The sequence below is a fragment of the Nitrospira sp. BLG_2 genome (assembly GCF_049222245.1).
Genome location: NZ_JBLYIG010000064.1, coordinates 1 through 2,760, shown reverse-complemented (window position 1 = coordinate 2,760; position 2,760 = coordinate 1). Strand labels below are relative to the sequence as shown.

3 protein-coding genes and 1 pseudogene are annotated in these 2,760 nt (G+C 53.6%); all 4 read left to right on the top strand.

Translation table 11 applies throughout. The features are described from left to right. The coding region (locus ACOSYY_RS01760) for a type I restriction-modification enzyme R subunit C-terminal domain-containing protein (protein WP_421660547.1) at nt 1-609 on the top strand (609 nt) is incomplete at its 5' end. A gap of 195 nt (nt 610-804) precedes the next feature. Further along, the gene (locus tag ACOSYY_RS01755) at nt 805-1,482 is read left to right on the top strand and encodes a hypothetical protein (protein ID WP_421660546.1); all 678 of its coding nucleotides are present in this window, start codon (nt 805-807) and stop codon (nt 1,480-1,482) included. 221 nt (nt 1,483-1,703) lie between these two features. Then, complete coding sequence (gene kdpF / locus ACOSYY_RS01750) at nt 1,704-1,793, top strand: K(+)-transporting ATPase subunit F (RefSeq protein WP_421660545.1); 90 nt, start codon at nt 1,704-1,706, stop codon at nt 1,791-1,793. Beyond that, nucleotides 1,793-2,725, top strand: a pseudogene (locus ACOSYY_RS01745) (potassium-transporting ATPase subunit KdpA); the annotation flags it as partial. The gene kdpF and the pseudogene ACOSYY_RS01745, both read left to right, overlap by 1 nt. Between the last annotated feature and the right edge of the window lie 35 nt (nt 2,726-2,760).

Sequence of the window (2,760 nt, the reverse complement as noted above, 5' to 3'; positions counted from 1 at the left end):
TATCAGCGCAAGAAGATCAAGGTCAAGCTGGCGGACGGCAAGGCCCGGATGATTCAGCACATGATGGTAACGACCTTCTGGCATCCCGACGGCACGCCTATGTCGGCACAGCAGTTTCTGGAAATGTTGTTCGGCAAACTCCCCGAGTTCTTCAAGGATGAAGCGGAACTTCGATCCATCTGGAGCCTGCCCGATACGCGAGCCAAACTGTTACAAGGTTTGGCAGAGAAAGGCCTTGGGCATGAACAACTGGCAGAAATGCAACGGATCATCGGCGCTGAGAACAGCGACCTCTTCGATGTGCTGGCTCACGTGGCCTATGCTCTTGCGCCACTCACGCGCGAAGAGCGGGCGGCTAGAGCCAAAGTAGAGATCAGCGCTCACTTCAACCGCAAGCAAGAGGCTTTTCTGGACTTTGTTCTCGCTCAATACGTGAAGGTCGGCGTGGACGAACTCGCGCAAGAGAAGCTCTCGCCGTTGCTCAAGCTCAAGTACCAGAATGCGATCGCGGACGCCGTCGCCGATCTTGGCCAGCCCGAGGAGATTGGGAAGGTCTTCGTGGGATTTCAGAAATATCTGTATCGACCATCGATCCAAAGAGGTTTGTAAGTATTGCCCAAAGTGTCTTAGGCATTGCTTCATCACCCGTATTGCTTCTCTTTCATGCATAACCCCCGCACCTTCTTCTGATTTCCTTGTCCGAATTCACGCCCGACCCTACAGTAGAGAATGCTTACGACCGGCGAATCCGCGATCCGCTGCCCGAAATGTCAGGCGCAACGGCTGGATGATGCAGAAGAGTGTATGCGGTGTGGCATTATCTTTGCCAAATATCGGCTGGATACCGTAACGGCTCGCCGCTCATCATACCAATCGTCGCGGGCGCAGTCTGAATGGGTGATGACGGCCAGACAGTGGTTGATTGAATTGGATACAACGACCGATTCAATGACCTTCTACGGTCGAGCAGCCGTGTTAGCGGCCATGGTCTGGTGGGGATGGAGGTTTATCACCACGCCTCTCGAGACGAATTACACAGGCGAGTCGTTTCTTCATTTGATCAATCTGCCTTTCCATGAAGCCGGACATGTGATGTTCATCCCGTTCGGTCGCTTCATGACTATCCTGGGGGGAAGCCTCGGCCAGATTTTCATGCCGCTTATCTGTCTCGGGACATTCCTTGTAAAAACTCGTGATCCGTTCGGAGCCTCCGTGGCTTTGTGGTGGACGGCGGAGAGTCTGATGGACATCGCGCCGTACATCAACGACGCGCGAGCGCTGGATCTCATGCTGATCGGCGGCGTAACAGGAAAAGAGACCGACGGGCACGACTGGAATAACATTCTGACGATGCTGAACTTACTTGAATGGGACCATCGCCTGGCTCACCTCACGTATAACATCGGAATTCTTTTCATGCTCGCCTCCTTTCTCTGGGGGGGTGTCCTGTTGCTGCGTCACTATAGCCGGTTGTCCGCATAATTCACCACGCGTTGACTGCGCAGTAACACTTGCTTCCTTTGAATCCCTTCCTGACGATGGTCCCGCCTATTTTGACGCCGTTTTTACATCGCGAAGAGTAGGTTAGTTGTGTGTACCGGGGGGCATACAAATGGATCTTGTCTACATCGTACTGGCTGTGGGGTTCTTTATTCTCTCCGGTTGGCTGATCTCAAGCTTGGAGCGATTATGAGGCTGGAGACATGAATGCGACGTACGTGCTTGGCGGAATAGCGTCGGGAGGCCTGTTGATCTATCTCATGGTGGCGTTGCTGAAGCCGGAATGGTTCTGATGACGACGAACGCAGTCCTTCAAATACTTGTGTTCTTCGTCGTGTTGCTGGCACTCGTCAAGCCGCTAGGCTGGTACATGGCGAGAGTGTATGAAGGCAAATCATGTGGATTGGATCGTCTCCTTGGTCCTCTTGAACGAGCTATATATCGACTCTGCGGCGTTCGACCAACCGATGAGATGAACTGGAAACGCTATGGGGCGGCGATGCTGTTCTTCAATGCAGCTGGGCTCCTCTTTCTCTATGGGTTGCAGCGGCTACAGAGCCTCTTGCCCCTCAACCCTGCCGATCTTGGCGCTGTCGCACCCGACCTGGCCTTCAACACAGCTGTCAGCTTTACGACCAATACTAATTGGCAGGCATATGGCGGCGAGACCACGATGAGTTACTTGACACAGATGATCGGCCTCACCGTGCAGAATTTCGTCTCGGCCGCCACTGGAATGTCGGTACTTGTCGCCTTGATCCGAGGACTGAGCCGAAATACGTCAACGACTGTTGGAAATTTTTGGAGTGATTTGCTCCGCGGGAATCTGTACATCCTCTTCCCTCTCGCATTCATCTTATCGTTGCTGTTGGTCTCTCAAGGCGTCGTCCAGACATTTAGCTCTTATCAGATTGTGACTCCGCTACAGTTAGAGGCTGATGACAATTCCGTGACCGACTCAAGCTACCAGCCTCTCATCATTGAGCCGGGCAAGTCGCTGCCTGATTCGCAGACGATGATGAAGCACGTCATCGCCGTGGGCCCGGCTGCGTCTCAGATCGCCATCAAGCAACTGGGGACGAACGGCGGCGGATTTTTCAATGTGAATTCCGCTCATCCGTTTGAGAATCCGACGCCGCTGTCAAATTTCCTAGAAATGTTGGCCATCCTTCTCGTTCCGGCCGCCCTTTGCTGCATGTTTGGTCACATGGTGGGAGACACTCGGTAAGGATGGGTTATTCTCGCCGCCATGACCAGGCT

Excerpts from the sequence above, each read along its gene's own strand:
- kdpF (WP_421660545.1), top strand. The coding sequence starts at position 1,704 with ATGAATGCGACGTACGTGCTTGGCGGAATAGCGTCGGGAGGCCTGTTG.
- ACOSYY_RS01755 (WP_421660546.1), top strand. The coding sequence starts at position 805 with ATGCGGTGTGGCATTATCTTTGCCAAATATCGGCTGGATACCGTAACG.